This window comes from Micromonospora sp. NPDC005220 (assembly GCF_040607895.1).
GTDB lineage: Bacteria > Actinomycetota > Actinomycetes > Mycobacteriales > Micromonosporaceae > Micromonospora.
The window spans coordinates 1-17624 of the sequence record NZ_JBEXHP010000070.1 but is presented as its reverse complement, the minus strand read 5'-3'; the positions used below and the strand labels follow the sequence as shown (position 1 = coordinate 17624).

Below are 17624 nucleotides of genomic sequence, written 5' to 3'. Positions count from 1 at the left end.
GCCGATCGAGGACCGGATGGCCGCAACGGCGCGAGGCCCCTCCCCGTCACTTTGCCGGGAGAGGGGCCTCGTCAAACACGTGGCCGGTCAGGCGCTCAGGGGCGGGTCCGCCGACGGGCGCCACCGCGACGCGACCGGCGACGGCCGCCGCCGCCCTCGGTGCTCTCCTCGTCGCCCTCACCGTCAGCGAGCGCGTCCGGGTCGTCGGCCGCGGCCAGCCGAGCCGACTCACCCTGTTGAGCGTCGGAGATCGCCGGCGCGGCGGCGGTGTCCGACTCGTAGCGGGACAGGTCGTAGCCCATGGTGTCCTGGTAGCCGGCGTCCGGTTCGGCGGTGGTGTCGGTGTCGACGACCTCGACCACGGTCCGCTCCGCCGGGGCGTTCTTGCGCGCCCGGCGGCGGGACGACGTGGCTGTGGCACCCTGCTCGGCCGCCGGAGCGGCAGCCACCGACGAGGCGACCGCCTTGACCTTCTCTCCCGCACCAGCGGGACGCGGCTTCTCCGGCACCGGCTCGGTGTGGATGATGACGCCCCGACCCTTGCAGCACTCGCAGGTCTCGCTGAACGCCTCCAGCAGGCCCGCACCGATCCGCTTACGGGTCATCTGCACCAGGCCGAGCGAGGTGATCTCGGTGACCTGGTGCTTGGTGCGGTCCCGGCCCAGGCACTCGGTCAGTCGACGCAGCACCAGCTCACGGTTCGACTCCAGCACCATGTCGATGAAGTCGATCACCACGATGCCGCCGATGTCACGCAGCCGGAGCTGACGGACGATCTCCTCCGCCGCCTCCAGGTTGTTGCGGGTGACGGTCTCCTCCAGGTTGCCCCCGGAGCCGGTGTACTTGCCGGTGTTGACGTCGACCACAGTCATCGCCTCGGTGCGGTCGATCACCAGCGAGCCGCCGGAGGGCAGGAAGACCTTCCGGTCCAGGCCCTTGATGATCTGCTCGTCGATCCGGTACTCGGCGAAGACGTCGCTCGTGCCGACGTGCCGGCGCACCCGGTCGACCAGGTCCGGCGAGACGTGCGACAGGTACGACTCGACGATGTCGTACGACTGCTCGCCCTCGATCACCAGCTCGCGGAAGTCCTCGTTGAACAGGTCCCGAACAACCCGGATGACCAGGTCGGGCTCCCCGTAGAGCAGCGCCGGAGCGCCACCCTCGGCGGCCTTGGCCTGGATGTCCTCCCACTGCGCCTGAAGCCGCTTGACGTCGCGGGCCAGCTCGTCCTCGGTGGCACCCTCGGCGGCGGTCCGGACGATCACGCCCGCGCCGTCCGGGACCAGCTTCTTGAGCACGTCGCGCAGCCGCTTGCGCTCGTTGTCCGGCAGCTTGCGGCTGATCCCGGAGGCGTTGCCGTTGGGCACGTAGACCAGGTGCCGGCCGGAGAGCGCGATGTGGCTGGTCAGCCGTGCGCCCTTGTGCCCGATCGGGTCCTTGGTGACCTGGACCAGCACCGAGTCGCCGGAGCGCAGCGCCTGCTCGATCGAGCGGGCCCGCCCTTCCAGCCCGGAGGTGTCCCAGTTGACCTCGCCGGCGTACAGCACCGCGTTGCGGCCCCGGCCGACGTCGACGAACGCGGCCTCCATGCTCGGCAGCACGTTCTGCACCTTGCCCAGGTACACGTTGCCGGCCATCGTCCCGGAGGAGTTGCGGGTGACGTAGTGCTCGACCAGCACGCCGTCCTCGAGGACGGCGATCTGGGTGCGGTCGCCGCGCTGGCGAACCGCCATCACCCGGTCGACGGCCTCCCGGCGGGCCAGGAACTCCGACTCGCTGAGGATCGGCGGGCGGGTACGGCGCTGCTCCCGACCGTCCCGGCGGCGCTGGCGCTTGGCCTCCAGCCGGGTCGAGCCGGACACACCCTGCACCTCGTCGACGGTCCGGCGCGGCTCGCGGATCTTCACCACGGTCGGCACGCCGTCGTCCGCCGCGCCCTCGGTGTCACCGGCGCCACGACGGCGACGGCGACGGCGACGACGGGTCAGGCCGTCCCCGCCCTCGGACTCCTCATCCTCGTCGCCCTCGGCCTCGGCCTCGGCGGTCTCTTCCTCGTCGGCCTGCGCCGCCTCCTCGGACTCCTCGTCCTCGGCGTCGTCGGCCCCGCCCTTGCCCCGGCCACGGCCCCGGCGACCACGCCGGCGGCGGCGACGCGCGGCGGCGCTGTCCTCGTCGTCCTCATCCGCCTCGGTGGCCTCGTCGGCCTCCTCGGTCGGCTCCTCTTCGGCCTCGACCGCCTCGATCGGCTCCACCGGCTCGACCTCGCGGCGACCACGCCGACGGCGGCGGGACGGCTCGGCGGCTTCCTCGACGGCCGGCTCCTCGGTCGCCGCAGCGGCCTCCGCCGGCCGGGTCACCGGCACGGCGTCCGGCTGCGGTGCCATGAACAGCACGGTGGGCGCGGAGAGCGCAGCCCGCCGACGACGGGTACGCGGCTGCTCCGGCTCGATCTCGGCCGGCTCGTTCGGCTCATCCGTCACACCGGGCACGGCCGCACCCGGCGACACCTCGCCGGGGCGCTCCGGTGCGGCACTGCTCCAGGCCGGCTCGGCGGCGGACGTGCTCGGAAGGGCCGCGGAGTCGTTCAACTCGGCCTCGGCCTCGCGCAGGTCGGACTCCACCGGCTCGTCGGCGACGACCGGCTCCTCGGCCACCGGCTCCTCGACGGCGGGCGCCTCGTCGGCGGCGGCCGGCTGCTCGGTGGCGGGCGGCTCCTCGACGGCGGCCGGCGTGGCCTTCTTACGCCGGGTACGGGTCACCTTGACCGGCGGAACCACCTCGGCCGAGGCTGCCTCCGCGGACGCGGCGACCAGCGGCTCCTCGGCCGTCGCCTCGACGGCGGTGGCCTTGCGGCGGCGCCGGGGAGTCTTCGGAGCGGCGTCCAGGTCGGCGGAGACCGGCGCGAAGACCTCCGCCTGCGGCGACTCGGCGCTGCCGGCCGCACCGGTGGACGCCTCGGCCGGGGCATCGGTCTGCTCCGGCTGGTTGACCGGGGCGGCCCGACGACGGGTCGCCCGGGTACGCCGCACCGGCGCGGCCGGCTCGGCGGCCTCACCGGGAGCGCTCTCCGCGCCGGCGGGTTCCACCGAGGCCGAACCGGCCGCGGTAGTGGGGGGCGCGACGGCGGCGCCGTCGGCGGTGCTGCTCTGGTCGGCGGTGTCGCTGGCCGGCTGTGAACCGGTCCGTTCGCCGCCCTCGGGCTCGTTCTCGAGCATGGACGTTCTCCAGTTCTGGCTACCCCGGGCGCGGGTGAGCGCTGCCACGCAGGGTCGCCGCAAAAGTGTTTCCGCCGGGCGCGCGTGGTGCGCGACCGCCGAAGTCTGCCTGCCAGAGCACGGACCGTCGGTCAGTGCCCAACGATGGCTGCCCCGTCGCGGTCCGCATCCAACGGATCCACGATCGCACCCTGCGCGGTCAACGTGCCCTGAGCCAGCCGGGTCACCCTCGGCGAAACCGGCGGCTCCAGGTCGGCCACCACGCGGAGGCCGGAAAGGACGTCATCGGGCCGTACGGACGGGGTGACCTGCCGCACGACCAGTTCGAGTATCGCACACGGTACGGCCGGCGCCCCGGAAGGCGTCGGCGTAGGCGGTTGGACATCGATCGATATCACGGCGGCTCGGGCGTCGAAAGTACGTCGTCCCTGCTTGGTCATCCGCTCGACCAGCACCTCCTCGGCCGCGACGAAGGCGTCCACCGCGGCGCGCAGCACCGCTGTGTCGACCTCCGGCAACTCGATGTACCAGTGCGACGCCTCGATCCGGTCCGGCAGGTTGCCCCCCTCGGCGATCACGGCGTCCAGGACGTCCAGCCCCGGTGAGAGCGCGGCGTCCAACGCGGCGCGCAGCGCCTCCGGGTCGACAGCGGCCTGGAGCGCGATCTCCAGGTACTCCGCCTCGCTCGCCACCCCGGTGGGCGCGGCGCTGGCGTAGGAGATCTTCGGGTGCGGGTGGAAACCCTGGGAGAAGGCGACCGGCACCGCGGCCCGGCGTAGCGCGCGCTCGAACGCCCGGGCGAAGTCCCGGTGCGAGGTGAATCGCAACGGCCCGCGCTTGGCGTACCGGATGCGGACGCGCTGGACGACCGGTGCCTGGCCGCCCTCGGGTTGAGGCTTTCTGGCGATCGTGGGCTCCTCGGGTGTTACCTGCGTGTCCGCCCATCCTGGCGCAGGGCTCGTGACGGTACGCAACCGGGGCGGTCGCATCGCCCCGGCAGACGGGTGCAAACCGGTCGCCGAGGTGGTGACCACCCGCCGCGAAAGCCGATGGCCGGCCGGTGACCCGGAGGTCACCAGCCGGCCAGCAGGATCGAGACCGGTTACCGCTCCCTCGGCGGAGCGGGCGGCGCCCCACCCGGCGGACCGAAACCGGGGGGTGGGCCGTAACCAGGCTGCGGGCCGTATCCAGGGGGTGGGCCGTAACCAGGGGGTGGGCCGTAACCAGGCTGCGAGCCGTGACCGGGCGGCGGCGGGTAGCCGGGCGGCGGGGCGTAGTCCGCGTCCGACGGCGGGTACCCGCCCGGTGCCGCCCGGTCGAGCACCTCGTCCGGGATCTGGGCGGCCCGGACCGCCTCCCGCCGGTACCGACGGCGGTTCCAGATGAGGAACACCGCCAGCCCCAGCAGCAACACCAGCACCACGGCGATGCCGATGCCCACCACCATGACCTGCTGGTCGGTGGGCCCACCGCGATCGCCGTGCTGGGTGACGTCGAACTCCTCGTCCGCGCCCCCGGTGCGCGCCGCGCCCGGGTCGGTCGCCGCGGCCGGGTCGAGTAGCGGGTTGGTGGTGACCGGCGGCACATTCGCGGTCAGCGCCTTCACCGGGTCGATCACCCCGAAGCCGTACTGCGGATCTCGGCCGGACGGGCCGGCGTCCCGTGCGGTCCGGATGATTCGGTTGATCACGTTTGCGGCGTCGAGGTTCGGATACTTCGCCCGGATCAACGCGGCCAGACCGGAGACGATCGCAGTGGCGTCGGAGGTTCCGTCGCCCCAGCCGTAACCCTCCTCGTTGGCGGTGTTGTAGATGCGGTCGCCCGGCGCGGCGATCACCGCCTCCGGCCCCTGGACCGAGCCGGACCAGAACGTGCCGCCCCTTGTCGTCCCGGTGACCGCGATCACACCGGGAGTGTTGGCCGGCCTGATGACGGCGCTGTCGCCATCGGCCGTGTTGCCGGCGGCGGCGACAACCACGACGTTGCGGTCCAGCGCGTACTTGATCGCGCTCACCTCCGGAGGGTCGGAGATGCCCGGGCTACCCAGGGAAATGTTGATCACCTTGGCGCCACCGTCGACGGCCATCTGGATGCCGCGCGCAATCGCCGCGCTAGTGGCGGCTCGGCCAGTCTTCTGCAATCTGATCGGCAGGATCTTCGCCCCGGGGGCGATGCCGTCCACACCGTCCCGGCTGGCCTTCGCCGCGATGATGCCGGCCATGTGCGTGCCGTGCCCGTCCTCGTCGGCCCGGCCGTCTCCGGAGGCGCCGTAGCTGCGACCACCGGCCAGCACCTGACCCTGCAGGTCCGGGTGGCTGGCCTCGACGCCGGTGTCGAGCACGGCCACGACCACGCCCCGCCCGGTCGAGATCTTGTGCGCCTGGTCGATCCGCAGCTCATCCAGATACCACTGCTCGGCCCGCCGGGGCGCGGCGGCCGCCGGTTGGGCGGCCCCCACCACCAGGAGCCCCGCCAGCAGGCAGGCGGTCACCCGCCGGAGCGCTCCACCGTTCACCCTCATCCGTCCATCCTCATCGAAGGACACCCGGGGACGCGCCGTCACCAGGACCCCACGGATCGTCATCCTCAGTCAACCACGACGAATGCTCGGAGCCGGTGCCGCCACCACCATGCCCGGCGCCACCCGCGCCGCCCATCATGCCGCCGCCCATGACCCCGGCGCCCGCAGCGCCACGCGCGCCGCCCGCGATCCCGGCGCCGCCGGCGGCGGTGCGAAGCGCGTTCGACGCGCTCGTCAACGGTGGCACCTTTCCGTTGCCGCCGCCCACCATGCCGGGGATGCCACCAACGCCGATCCCGCCGCCCGCGCCAAGGCCACCGCCGCCGATACCGCCGGCCGAGCCGACGCCGGCCCCACCACCACCGAAACCACCGCCGGCGCCGCCACCGAGCCCGGCACTGCCGACCCCGCCGCCGCCAAGGCCACCGCTCAGGCCGCCGACGCTACCCGGGCTGGCACCAGCCAGACCGCTGCTGTAGCCGTCGTCGCCGCCGGGGTAGCCCGGGTAACTGGAGCCGGTCGACGGGGGTGTGAGCTGGCCGGTGCCGGTGGGCGAGCCATCGCCGATCCCACCGGGTCTGTTCGGGGAGAACGGATCGACGGTGGAGGTCGGACCACCCGTGTCGCCGATGCCCGGTGGCCTGCTGTCGATCGTGGGACCGCCACCACCGACGTCGGGCTTGCCGCCGAAGTCGCCACCACCGACGTCGGACCGCCCCTTCGGCGGAATCAGAGGATCCCGTTCGAAATCGTCCCGCACGATCCCATCCGGGCTGTTCACGATGAGCTTGGGACGCTCGGTGTACACCGCCTGGGGCAGCGGCGCCATCGCGGTGTTCGCGGCCTGCTGGTTGTCCCGGTACCAGTTGTCCAGGTGGGACTTGGTGTCCCACCAGCCGCCCCGCTTCTGGTCGCCGGCCTGGCCGTCGACCTTCATTGTCGCTTCCAGGTCGTCGGCCTTGTCGCGGAAGGCGCCGTCGGCGTACGAGGCCGGGTTGTTCTGGTAGTCCTGCCGCAGCGCGGCGAGGAAGCCCGACGAACTCTCGCCGTCGCGGGCATCGTCGAGCTCGGTGCCGTTGGGCAGGCTCCACTCGTTGAAGCCGAAGTCGTCCATCAGCGGGATCGGGATCGTGGAGACCGACTTGCGGATGTCGCCCTCGATCCGCGTCAACGCGCCACTGACGTTTGTCGCGTCGGTGATCAGATCCTCGATCTGCTTGCCGATCTTGCCCAGGTGCTCGCGGTACGCGTCACCGCCGCTGCCCTTCCAACCGGCGAGCATCCCGGGCAGGCCGCCGACGTGCGGGCGTTCCTGACCGGTTGCGATCGGACCGACGAACGACCGGCCGACGAGCGCGTCCCGCAGCTGGCTCAGGCCGCTGGAGAGATTGCTCCAGCCCGCCCCAACCGATCCGACCGTCTCCGGGTCCGCGGAGAGCGTCACCTCACGGACGCACCGCTCCCAGGTTCCTCCAGCCATGACGTCCCCCTCAGGCGGTGGGCGGGTAGGTGGGCGCGCCGCTGGCGGTGGGCGGCGGCGCCGCCGACTCCAGCAGTCGCTCGATCTCCTTGCCGTTGGCGCCGTTACGCGCCTCGGTGTCACGGAACGCCTTGGCGATCTCCTCGGTGCCCTCCTTGAGGGCGGCGAGCTTCTGGGAGAGCGTCGTGAGGTGCGCTTCCATGTTCACCGTGGACGTCTCCAGGGCCCGCCACTGCATACGGGCGTCCTCGTACGCGCCGAAGGGAGTGCCGTTCGGAACGGTCTGGGCGCTGTTGCTGTCGCCCTTCATCCGCTCCTTGATGCGTTCCATCTCGTACTTGAGCGTGTCGTCGATGTACTGCCGGAGCCGCTCGACGTACGTGGCGGCGGCGTCCAGGTCCTCGACGCTGACGTGTAGATCGCCGATGCTCGGCGGCGGGATGCTGCCCATGTGCTTCCTCCCCCGTCCCCGACCCGCCGGGTCGGTCCATGTCAGACGCAGCGTATCGAGTCTGACCTAGTCGAGGCAGCCCCAGCCACCACCACGTGGTACAGATGGCGGCCGATATCGGGGAAGGTCCGGCGCGGGCGACAACGCGGCGGTGCCCGAACAACGCCAACGGGCCCGCGAGACGCGGGCCCGTTGGACGACATGTCGGATGTGGAGGGTGGTGCGGCACCTGCGCTGCCCGGGGGCAGCCCGGTCAGGAGTGCGAGTGGCCCGACGGGACCTTCATGCCGTTGCCGCCCAGCGGGGTGAGCGGCAGCAGCTTCTTGCCGGTCGGGCCGATCTGGATCTCGGTGTCCATCGATGGGCAGACGCCGCAGTCGAAGCAGGGCGTCCACCGGCAGTCGTCCTGCTCGAACCCGCTGACCGAGTCCTGCCAGTCCTGCCAGAGCCAGTCCTTGTCCAGGCCCGAGTCGAGGTGGTCCCAGGGAAGGACCTCCAACTCGTCGCGCTGGCGGGTGGTGAACCAGTCGAGGTCCACCCCGAACGCGGGCAGCGTCTCCGCCGCCGCGTCCACCCAGCGCTGGTACGAGAAGTGCTCGCTCCAACCGTCGAACCGGCCGCCGTTCTCCCAGACCTTGCGGATCACCGAGCCGACCCGGCGGTCACCCCTGGAGAGCAGCCCTTCGATGAGCGACGGCTCACCGTCGTGGTAGCGGTAGCCGATGGCCCGGCCCAGCGAGCGGTCCGCGTTGATGGCCTGCTTGAGGATCTTGAGCCGGTGGTCGATGACCTCCGGGCGGTCCATCGCGGCCCACTGGAACGGGGTGTGCGGCTTCGGCACGAACCCGCCGATGGAGACCGTGCAGCGGATGTCCTTGGAGCCGGTCGCGGCCCGACCGGCCCGGATCACCTCGTGGGCCATCTCGGCGATCTCGAGGACGTCCTCGTCGGTCTCGGTGGGCAGGCCGCACATGAAGTAGAGCTTCACCTGCCGCCAACCGTTGGTGTACGCGGTGACGACCGTACGGATCAGGTCTTCCTTCGACACCATCTTGTTGATGACCTTGCGGATCCGTTCCGACCCACCCTCCGGGGCGAAGGTCAGGCCGGTACGCCGCCCGTTGCGGGACAGCTCCTGCGCGAGATCGATGTTGAAGGCGTCCACCCGGGTCGACGGCAGCGACAGCGAGACGTTCGTGCCCTCGTACTGCTGGGCGAGGCCCGAGCACATGTCGCCGATCTCGGAGTGGTCCGCCGAGGAGAGCGACAGCAGGCCCACCTCGTTGAACCCGGAGAACTCCAGGCCCTCGCGGACCATCTGACCGACCGTGGTGATCGACCGCTCCCGCACCGGTCGGGTGATCATCCCGGCCTGGCAGAACCGGCAGCCCCGGGTGCAGCCTCGGAAGATCTCCACCGCGTACCGCTCGTGCACCGTCTCGGCCAGCGGAACGAGGGGCTTCTTCGGGTACGGCCAGGCGTCCAGGTCCATCGTCGTGCGCTTGTGCACCCGGAACGGCACGTCTGCCCGGTTCGGCACGACCCGCTGGATCCGGCCGCCCGGCAGGTAGTCGACGTCGTAGAAACGCGGCACGTAGACGCTCTCGGTGCGGGCCAACCGCAGCAGCAGCTCGTCGCGGCCGCCCGGCGAGCCCTCGGCCTTCCACTCCCGGACGATCGCGGTGATCTCCAGGACCGCTTCCTCGCCGTCGCCGAGCACCGCGGCGTCGATGAAGTCGGCGATCGGCTCCGGGTTGAACGCGGCGTGCCCGCCGGCCACGATCACCGGGTCGGCGTCGGTGCGGTCGGCGGCCAGCATCGGGATGCCGGCCAGGTCGATCGCGGTGAGCATGTTGGTGTAGCCCAGCTCGGTGGAGAAGGAGATGCCGAACACGTCGAACCCGCGCACCGCCCGGTGCGCGTCGACGGTGAACTGCGGCACGCCGTGCGTGCGCATCAGCGTCTCCAGGTCCGGCCAGACCGCGTACGTCCGCTCGGCGAGGGTGTCGGGCAGCTCGTTGAGCACCTCGTAGAGGATCTGCACGCCCTGGTTGGGCAGGCCCACCTCGTACGCGTCGGGATACATCAGCGCCCAACGCACGGTCGCCGAGTCCCAGTCCTTCGTCACCGCACCCAACTCGCCCCCGACGTACTGGATGGGCTTGGAGACCTGGGGTAGCAGCGGCTCGAGCTGGGACCACACGGAGTTGGTCGCGGCCGCGCGCGGCGTCGTGGACGGGGCACTCATGATGCCCAAGGGTACGCGTTCGCCCGGCGGCGATCGCGCGCACGCCCGATCGGCGGTGGTGGCGGCGCGGTACTAACCTCGGATCGGCGCGAGAGGAGATTGCCGCGATGCCGGAGCCCCAGCCGGGAGCACGGCCGGCCGACGGGAGCACCCCGGGCGCGGAGCCGGAGCGGAACCCGGCGGTCGCCGACGAGCCGACCTCCCCACCCGTACCCTCGGACCAGCCGAAACCCTCGGACCAGCCGAAACCCTCGGACCAGCCGGAACCCTCAGACCAGCCGGAACCACCGGACCCGCCGGACCAGTCGGACCCGCCAGACCAGCCGGACCCGCCAGACCAGCCGGACCAGCCGGACCCGCCGGAACCTGCCGCCACCGCGGAGGTCCCGGCGCCCAGGTGGAGCGGCTCGGCTCCGGTGCCGCCGCCGCTGCCACGGCGGCCCGCCTGGGGTGAGTCGGCCGAGCCGACCCCTCCCCCGCCGGTCTCCGTCGGGCCGCCCGAGCACCAGACGCCGGTCGACCCGTGGGCCGGCGTGGACACCGGCGGCTGGGACCTGCCCTCCGCCGAGCTGCCCCCGTTGCCACCGACGATGTCGTACCCGGCGCCGCCGGAGACCCGGCAGTGGTCCGGGCCGCCCGCTCCCCCGGTCGGGCCGTATCCGGTGTCGCCGCCGGCGGCCCCGAGCGCACCGCGGGCCACGGGACCCATGGCACCGCCGCCGGCCGCCCCGAGCGCGCCGCGGCCCGCCGGACCCATGGTGCCGGCCCGACCGATGTCGCCACCCGCGCCGCCAAAGGTGCCCAAGCAGCGCCGGGGCCGGCGATCCGCCGCGGCACCACCCACCCCACCGCCGGGCTGGCAGGCCCCCAAGGGGTACGTGCCGGTCCCGGTCCGCCGACGACGCCGCTGGCCGTGGCTGCTGCTGCTCACGCTGGCCTGCTGCTGTGGCTGCCCCGCCTACTACGGGTTCCCGATCTCGGCCCAGTACCCGGCGCGGGCGGCACTGCCCGTCCAGGTGGACGACCTCAGCCTGCGGCAGGACGGCCCCAGCACGGAGACCGCCAAGGAGTTGGAGAACGAGGTACGCCAGGAGCACTGGCTGGCCGAGGACACCTTCGCCGGCGTCTACGCCACGACGAGCGGCAAGCGGGTGACGATCTTCGGCGGCACCGGCTTCCGGCTCAGCCCGCAGTCGGACGCGGAGGCCGAGATCAGCCGGCTCACCGATCGGTACGCGTTGAGCACCCCGGAGAGCGTGGACACCGGTGTACGGGGCCGGCACGAACGATGCGCGGTGGGTAGCGCCGACGGCAGTGACGTGGTGGTCTGCACGTCGGTCGACCACGGCAGCATCGCCACCGGCGTGTTCACCCGACTCTCCGTCGCCGACAGCGCCGACCTGCTGGCCACCCTGCGCGCCCAGATCGTCCAACCCGAACGGGGCTGAGCCGGCCCCTCAGACGGCCGGGCCGGCCGGGGCCGGCGGGCCGGGTAGCGCTGTCAGGCGTCGCGGGTCGGGTCCGGGTGGGCGCGCGGCGGCGCGTAGCGGGGCACGTACTCCTGGCCGGTGAGCTTCTGGATCTCGCTCATCAGCTCGTCGGTCATCTGCCGTAGCGAGGTGCGGTCGTCCGGGCGGCCGGTGAAGTCCAACGGCTTGCCGAAGCGAACCGTGATCTTGGCAGTGCCCGGCCGGGGCACCCGGGCACCGATCGGCTGCGCCTTGTCCGTGCCGATCATGCCGACCGGGATGATCGGCACGCCGGCCGAGATCGCCAACCGGGCCGCCCCGGTCCGCCCCCGGTAGAGCTTGCCGTCCGGCGAACGGGTGCCCTCCGGGTAGACCACCACCAGGTCACCGCCCTTGAGCGCCGGGATGGCCGCGTCGAACGCGGACAGCGCCGCCCGACCACCGGCCCGCTCGACCGGGATCGCGCCCAGGCCGGTGAGGACGAACTTGGAGATCGCACCCTTCACGCCGGTGCCCTTGAAATACTCCGACTTCGCCCAGAAGGCCAGGTGTCGGGGCACGACCGTGCCGAGGAACAGCTCGTCGGCCACCGAGAGGTGGTTGCCGGCGAAGACCGCGCCACCGACTTCCGGCACGTGTTCCAGCCCCTCCACGGTCGGGCGGAACGCCAACCGCAGCGTGGGCGCCACGGTGAGCTTGCCGATGGTGTAGAGCAGGGGCACTGGTCCTCCGGCAGATCAGGTGCGAACAGGCGGTGTCACGGTAGCGGACGCCTCCACACCTCCCGGACGGAGGTGGTGAGGCGCCCGCACCCTGGCAATGCTTCGTTATACCCGGCGGACGACCACCGTTACCCGCTCACCATCGCCGACCTCGCCGGCGAAGCCCTCCAGCCCTTCGGCGAAGTCCACCGAGTCGGCCAGCACCTCCGCGGAGACGAAGTCGACGTACGCGGCCACCGCCGCACGTACCTCGTCGGACGCCGACACCGACACCACGATCCGGTCCGAGACGTCCAGGTCGGCGTCCCGGCGGGCCTGCTGCACCACCCGTACCACGTCGCGGGCCAGGCCCTCGGCGGCCAGCTCCGGGGTGACCTCGGTGTCCAGCACGACCACTCCCTCGCCGCCGGGCAGCGGCGCGGAGTGCTCGGCGTCGGCCGCGACCAGGCGCAGCTCGTACTCGCCCTCGGCGAGGGTGATGCCGGCGGCCACCGGGGCGCCGTCGACAAGCTCCCACTCACCCGCCTTGACCGCCTTGATCACCTGCTGCACCTGCTTGCCGACCCGCGGGCCGAGCGCCCGGGGCACCACAGTCAACACCTGCTCGCAGTACGCGGACAGCTCCGCGCTGAACTCCACCGTCTTCACGTTGACCTCGTCGGCGATCAGGTCGGCGAACGGCCGTAGCTGCTCCGCGGCCGGCGAGGCCACTGTCAACCGGGCCAGCGGCAGTCGCACCCGCAGCCCCTTGGCCTTGCGCAGCGACAGCGCCGCCGAGGCGACCGCCCGCACGTTGTCCATCGCGGCGACCAGGTCGTGGTCGGCCGGGAACTCGCTCGCCTCCGGCCAGTCGGTCAGGTGCACCGAGCGCTCCCCGGTCAGCCCGCGCCAGATCTCCTCCGCGGTCAGCGGCGCCAGCGGCGCCACCACCCGGCAGAGCGTCTCCAGCACCGTCGACAGGGTGTCGAAGGCGTTGGCGTCCCCGGACCAGAACCGGTCCCGGGACCGGCGCACGTACCAGTTGGTCAGCGCGTCCAGGTAGGACCGGACGGTCGCGCAGGCACCGGAGATGTCGTACGCGTCCATCTGCGCGCCGACCGTCGAGACCAGCTCATTCGTCTTCGCCAACAGGTACCGGTCGAGCAGGTGGGTGGAATCGGTGCGCCGCCGCGCCTGATACCCGTCGGCGTTGGCGTAGAGCGTGAAGAAGTACCACACGTTCCACAGCGGCAGCAGCACCTGCCGGACGGCGTCGCGGATGCCCGACTCGGTGACCGCCATGTCCCCACCGCGCAGCACCGGCGAGGACATCAGCATCCAGCGCATCGCGTCCGAGCCGTACGAGTCGAAGACGTGGTAGACGTCCGGATAGTTGCGCAGGCTCTTGGACATCTTGCGCCCGTCCGAGCCGAGCAGGATGCCGTGGCTCAGGCAGTTGCGGAACGCCGGCCGGTCGAACAGCGCGGTGGCCAGCACGTGCATGGTGTAGAACCAGCCGCGGGTCTGCCCGATGTACTCGACGATGAAGTCACCCGGGTAGTGGTGCTCGAACCAGTCCGCGTTCTCGAACGGGTAGTGCACCTGGGCGAACGGCATCGACCCGGACTCGAACCAGCAGTCCAGCACCTCCGGCACCCGCCGCATCATCGACTGACCGGTCGGGTCGTCCGGGTTGGGGCGGACCAGGTCGTCCACCGCCGGCCGGTGCAGGTCGGTCAGGCGTACGCCGAAGTCCCGCTCGATGTCGGCGAGCGAGCCGTAGACGTCCAGCCGGGGGTAGTTCGGGTCGTCGGACTTCCACGCCGGGATCGGCGAGCCCCAGAACCGGTTCCGGCTGATCGACCAGTCCCGGGCGTTGGCCAGCCACTTGCCGAACGAGCCGTCCTTGATGTGGCCGGGCGTCCAGTTGATCTCCTGGTTCAGCTCGACCATCCGGTCCCGGAACTTCGTCACGGCGACGAACCACGACGACACCGCCTTGTAGACCAGCGGGGTGTCGCAGCGCCAGCAGTGCGGGTACGAGTGGGTGTAGGTGTCCTGCTTGAGCACCACCCCCCGGTCCTTCAGCTCCCGGATCACCGGCTTGTTGACGTCGAAGACCTGCTCACCCTGGTACGGCGGGACCAGCGCGGTGAACCGGGTGTGGTCGTCAACGGTGACGATGGTGGGGATGCCGGCGGCGTTGCAGACGTTCTGGTCGTCCTCACCGAAGGCCGGGGCCAGGTGGACGATCCCGGTGCCGTCCTCGGTCGTGACGAACTCCGCGCCGAGCACCTGGTAGGCGTTCTCGCCGGCCTGCTCGACCAGGAAGTCGAACAGCGGGGTGTAACGGCGTCCGACCAGGTCCCGGCCGTACACCGTGCCGACCTGCTCGTACCCCTCCAGCTCCTTGGCGTACGCGGCCAGCCGCGCCACGCCGACCAGGTAACGCTGACCCTCGCGTTCCAGCACCGCGTACTCGATGTCGGGCCCGACGGCGAGCGCCAGGTTCGACGGCAGGGTCCACGGCGTGGTGGTCCAGACGCCCAGCTTGACCGGCCCGCGGACCAGCTCCGGTGCGGACTCGTCGGCGGTCAGCTCGAACCACACCGACAGGGTGGGGTCGTGCCGGTCCCGGTAGACGTCGTCCATCCGGGTCTCGGTGTTCGACAGCGGCGTCTCGCAGCGCCAGCAGTACGCCAGCACCCGGAAACCCTCGTAGATCAGACCCTTGTCGTGCAGGGTCTTGAAGGCCCACATGACGCTTTCCATGTAGTCCAGGTCGAGGGTCTTGTAGTCGTTGGTGAAGTCGACCCAGCGGGCCTGCCGGTTGATGTACCGCTCCCAGTCCTGGGTGAACTCCAGCACCGAGGTACGGCAGGCCTCGTTGAACCGGGCCACGCCCAGGTCGATGATCTCCGCCTTGCTGGTGATGCCGAGCTGCTTCTCGGCCACCACCTCGGCGGGCAGGCCGTGGCAGTCCCAGCCGAAGCGCCGCTCGACGTGCCGGCCACGCATGGTCTGGTAACGCGGCACCACGTCCTTGACGTAGCCGGTGAAGAGGTGACCGTAGTGCGGCAGGCCGTTGGCGAACGGCGGGCCGTCATAGAAGACGTACTCGTTTCCGGCGTCGCCCGCGACGCCGCCGTCGGCGGAGCCCGTCGGTTCCGGTTGCCGACCGGAGGTCGGCCTCGCCTCGATGCTGGCCTCGAAGGTCTTGTCGGCCGTCCAGTGCTCCAGCACCCGGCGCTCGACCGCGGGCAGGTCCGGGCTCGCCGGCACACCGGCGGCGGTCGGGTCGTGCAATGGATAGGCCATCGGGCGTCGCTCTCCTCGCAGCTCACTCAAAGTGGGTCTGCGAGGACGAACCTTCCGGGTACGCCTGGAACGGCGCTCCCGGGTGGCCCGCGGTACCACCCCGCTTGGCGGTCAGGATCGACCGCCCGCTCATTACCGGCTGTGACGGGCCGCACCCGTCCGGTTCTACTGGGCCGGTTGCCCGGCTGTTCTTCCGGAGGCTCACCGGTGATGGCCGGGTCATCGCCTTACGGTGCTCAACGATACTCGACGCGTCCACCGCGCCTCCGACTGACCGCGAACCCGACCAGGGGCCGGGGGCCGCCTTGACGCGTTGTGTGCCGCTCCCCAGAATTCAGCGGTGGCCACGATAAGTTACGCCGAATACCGTGCGATGCGCCGGTTCCCAGCCCTCGACGGGCTCCGTGCGATCGCCGCGGTGATCGTCGTCGCCTTCCACTTCGGGGGGCCGCGATGGACCTGGCTGTCCGGCTGGGTCGGCGTCCAACTGTTCTTCGTGCTCTCCGGCTTCCTGATCACCACGCTGATGCTGCGCGAGGAGGAGTCGCGCGGGCGGGTGTCGTTGCGGTCCTTCTACGTTCGGCGGATCTTCCGGATCCTGCCGGTCTACCTGGTGGTGCTCGCCGCGACGTACGCCCTCGCGCACCTCAACGGCGCCAGCTCGAGGCTCCGCGAATCGATGCCGCACTACCTGCTCATGGTCAACGAGTTCGCCCCGAACCAGGCGTTCCCGCACTCCTGGACGATCGCGATCGAGTGGAAGTTCTACCTGGTGTGGCCGCTGCTCGCGTTCGTGTTCGTGTCCGCCGCGTTTCTGCGCCGGATGGCGGTGACGGTGCTGGCCATCGCCGCTCTGGTCGCGCTGATCCCGTTCGAGAAGGACTGGCCCTACTGGCCGATCCACTACGTGTCGATCCTGGTGGGCTGCCTGCTGGCGATCCTCATGCACCACCCCCGGGGGTACGCGCTGTTCCAGCCGTTGACCCGGCCCGTGGTCTCTCTCGCAGTGGCCGTCGGGTTCGTCGCCGTGCACCTGGCGCTGCCGTACTGGCCGCCCGCCGCGGACGGCCACGCGGAGTCGATGATCGGCGCGTACGCGGTGGCGGTGGCGCTACTGCTCCCCGCCATGCTGGCGCCTGGCCTGCCGACGAAACTGCTCTCCTGGCGACCGCTGGTGTGGGTGGGCGAACGTTCCTACTCGCTCTACCTGGTGCAGTACCTCGCCATGACGACGGTGATCGCGCTGGTCCCGTCGTACGCCGGGCACAGCACCCGGTTGTTCGTCGCCACCACCGTGGTCGGCCTGCTCGCCGCCGACCTGCTCTACCGCTGGGTGGAGCAGCCGATGATCGGGGTGGGACGCCGGTTCTCCGGCCGGGGCAAGGTGGTCCCCGCCACACCGACCACCGTGCCGACGACGTCCCCCGAGCCCTCCGCGCCCACCGACTACGCCGACTCCACCGACTCCACCGACCGGACGGTGCCCGCCCTGCCGGTCCTCACTCCCGGCGGCGACCGCCGCTGATCACGAGGTTGGCGGACGGTAGTTCCCCCGGAAGTCCGGCCGACGACTCACCTCGACCAGCATCCGGCCGGGCTGGTCGGCCCGTGTCCAGACCAGCGCCGAGTCCGCAGCAGGGTACGTCGAGCGACATGAGCGGGGTCACAGCCCCGGTTGTCACGACCAGCCCGGCTGAATCGTCGTGTGGGTGTCGGACCGATCAGGAGGTAGTCATGCAACGGATGAACCCGGCCGAGGTCGCACCGCAGGCGTACAAGGCCGTCATGGGGTTGGAGAAGTACGTCCAGACGAACGTCGACCACACCGTGCTGGAGCTGGTGAAGCTGCGAGCGTCGATGATCAACGGGTGCGCGTACTGCGTGGACATGCACAGCCGGGACGCGCTCGCCGGCGGTGAGTCGAGCCGGCGGCTGTTCGCGGTCGCCACCTGGCGGGAGGCGCCCTTCTTCGACGAGCGGGAGCGGGCCGCGCTGGCCCTGACCGACGCGGTCACCCGGCTCGGTGAGCACGGGGTGCCGGACGAGGTGTGGGATGACGCCGCGAAGGTCTGGTCGGAGAAGGAGCTGGCCGACCTGGTCGTCGCGATCGCCACAATCAACGTGTGGAATCGGATCGGGGTGACGATGCGGCTGGAGCCTCCGGCCCAGGCGTGACCACCAGTGCGGCAGCAGAGGCGGCCGGTGCGCTCGAGGCGCA

Annotated in this window: 11 protein-coding genes; 3 read left to right on the top strand and 8 right to left on the bottom strand. The window is 71.4% G+C overall.

What is annotated here, in order from left to right:
• Positions 1-95: 95 nt before the first annotated feature.
• The 6 genes from ABZU52_RS22680 to ABZU52_RS22655 all read right to left on the bottom strand — a co-directional run bounded on the left by ABZU52_RS22680 (position 96) and on the right by ABZU52_RS22655 (position 9918).
• Positions 96-3218: an Rne/Rng family ribonuclease gene (locus ABZU52_RS22680; protein WP_354972989.1), complete on the bottom strand. Its 3123-nt coding sequence runs from the start codon at positions 3216-3218 to the stop codon at positions 96-98.
• A 131-nt stretch (positions 3219-3349) separates the two neighbouring features.
• Positions 3350-4069: a TIGR03936 family radical SAM-associated protein gene (locus ABZU52_RS22675; protein WP_354973002.1), complete on the bottom strand. Its 720-nt coding sequence runs from the start codon at positions 4067-4069 to the stop codon at positions 3350-3352.
• Positions 4070-4320: 251 nt separating this feature from the next.
• The gene (gene mycP, locus ABZU52_RS22670; RefSeq protein ID WP_354972988.1) at positions 4321-5739 is read right to left on the bottom strand and encodes a type VII secretion-associated serine protease mycosin; all 1419 of its coding nucleotides are present in this window, start codon (positions 5737-5739) and stop codon (positions 4321-4323) included.
• Positions 5740-5749: 10 nt separating this feature from the next.
• Positions 5750-7219 carry a hypothetical protein gene (locus ABZU52_RS22665; protein ID WP_354972987.1) on the bottom strand — a complete coding sequence of 490 codons (1470 nt, stop codon included), beginning with the start codon at positions 7217-7219 and terminating at the stop codon, positions 5750-5752.
• A gap of 10 nt (positions 7220-7229) precedes the next feature.
• On the bottom strand, positions 7230-7670 hold the full coding sequence (locus ABZU52_RS22660; protein ID WP_354972986.1) for a hypothetical protein: 441 nt from the start codon (positions 7668-7670) through the stop codon (positions 7230-7232).
• A gap of 253 nt (positions 7671-7923) precedes the next feature.
• On the bottom strand, positions 7924-9918 hold the full coding sequence (locus tag ABZU52_RS22655) for a TIGR03960 family B12-binding radical SAM protein (protein WP_354972985.1): 1995 nt from the start codon (positions 9916-9918) through the stop codon (positions 7924-7926).
• A gap of 107 nt (positions 9919-10025) precedes the next feature.
• On the opposite strand from ABZU52_RS22655, the gene ABZU52_RS22650 reads away from it, so the two are divergent.
• Positions 10026-11366, top strand: a complete 1341-nt coding sequence (locus tag ABZU52_RS22650) for a hypothetical protein (RefSeq protein ID WP_354972984.1) — start codon at positions 10026-10028, stop codon at positions 11364-11366.
• A 53-nt stretch (positions 11367-11419) separates the two neighbouring features.
• Here the strand turns inward: ABZU52_RS22650 and ABZU52_RS22645 are convergent, their stop codons facing one another.
• Positions 11420-12109: a lysophospholipid acyltransferase family protein gene (locus ABZU52_RS22645; protein WP_354972983.1), complete on the bottom strand. Its 690-nt coding sequence runs from the start codon at positions 12107-12109 to the stop codon at positions 11420-11422.
• A gap of 105 nt (positions 12110-12214) precedes the next feature.
• A complete protein-coding gene (gene ileS, locus ABZU52_RS22640; protein ID WP_354972982.1) occupies positions 12215-15406 on the bottom strand; it encodes an isoleucine--tRNA ligase in 3192 nt (1063 codons plus the stop codon).
• A gap of 340 nt (positions 15407-15746) precedes the next feature.
• Here ileS and ABZU52_RS22635 point away from each other — a divergent pair, with 340 nt between their 5' ends.
• A complete protein-coding gene (locus ABZU52_RS22635; protein ID WP_354972981.1) occupies positions 15747-16931 on the top strand; it encodes an acyltransferase in 1185 nt (394 codons plus the stop codon).
• A gap of 209 nt (positions 16932-17140) precedes the next feature.
• Entirely contained in the window at positions 17141-17581 is a 441-nt protein-coding gene (locus ABZU52_RS22630; RefSeq protein WP_354972980.1) for a carboxymuconolactone decarboxylase family protein, read from the top strand.
• The last annotated feature ends 43 nt before the right edge of the window (positions 17582-17624 follow it).